This is a genomic window from Streptomyces glaucosporus (assembly GCF_039533345.1).
Taxonomy (GTDB): domain Bacteria; phylum Actinomycetota; class Actinomycetes; order Streptomycetales; family Streptomycetaceae; genus Streptomyces; species Streptomyces glaucosporus.
Genome location: NZ_BAAATJ010000059.1, coordinates 1 through 827, shown reverse-complemented (window position 1 = coordinate 827; position 827 = coordinate 1). Strand labels below are relative to the sequence as shown.

General features: G+C 72.6%; 1 pseudogene. It reads right to left on the bottom strand.

Annotated features, from left to right (window positions below):
- Positions 1-13 precede the first annotated feature (13 nt).
- Positions 14-827 (bottom strand): annotated as a pseudogene (locus ABD358_RS28340) (IS5 family transposase); the annotation flags it as partial.

The window sequence follows — 827 nt, the reverse complement described above, 5'->3', positions numbered from 1 at the left end:
TGAGGCTTTTCCATCATCGGTCTGAGCTGGCCAGATGCAGAGTGAGGACGGCCTGGACGAGGCCGGTGATCCGGGTGGTCGCGCACCGGAGCTTGTGCAGGAGCCGCCAGGACTTGAGGCCGGCGACGGCCTGTTCGACGAGGGCCCGGATCTTCGCGTGGGACCGGTTGTGGGCCTGCTGGCCTGTAGAGAGGGTCTCCCACCGGCCCCAGTAGGGGACACGGACCGTTCCTCCGGCACCGCGGTATCCCTTGTCCGCCCAGCAGCGCGCGCCAGCGCCGGCCAAGGCGTCGACGATGTCCCCGGAGGGGGCGACCCCCAGTGGGTGCGGGCCGCGCGGACGTCGTGGACGGCCCCGGGCAGGGCTGGCGAGGCCCACAGCAGCCGGCCGAAGGGATCGGTGAGGACCTGCACGTTCATCCCGTGCCGTTTGTGCTTCCCCGAGTAGTAGGGCCGGTCGGCGGCGATCTCCCCCCGCCTTCGGCCGGGAGGTGCCCCCAGTCGATCGGCAGCAGGGTGCCGTCCAGGATGACGAACGCTTTCAGCGACGCGGCCCGTGCGGCTTCGGCGAGGGTGGGCGCGAGGGCGGCCAGGAGCGCGACGGCCTCGGTGATGTAGCGGTAGGCGGTGGTCGTTCCGATGCCGACCCCGGCTCCGAGCTGGGCGTAGGTGTGGCCGTTGCGGAGGTGGGCGAGGGTGAGCAGGGCCTGCCGGCCCGCGCTCAGGCGCCGCCGGCGGGTCTTGAGCGCACGGCGGCGCTCCCGCAGGCGGGCGGAGAGGAAGCGCAGGGCAGAGCTGGACACGTCGACGCCGGACGGGTAGACAAG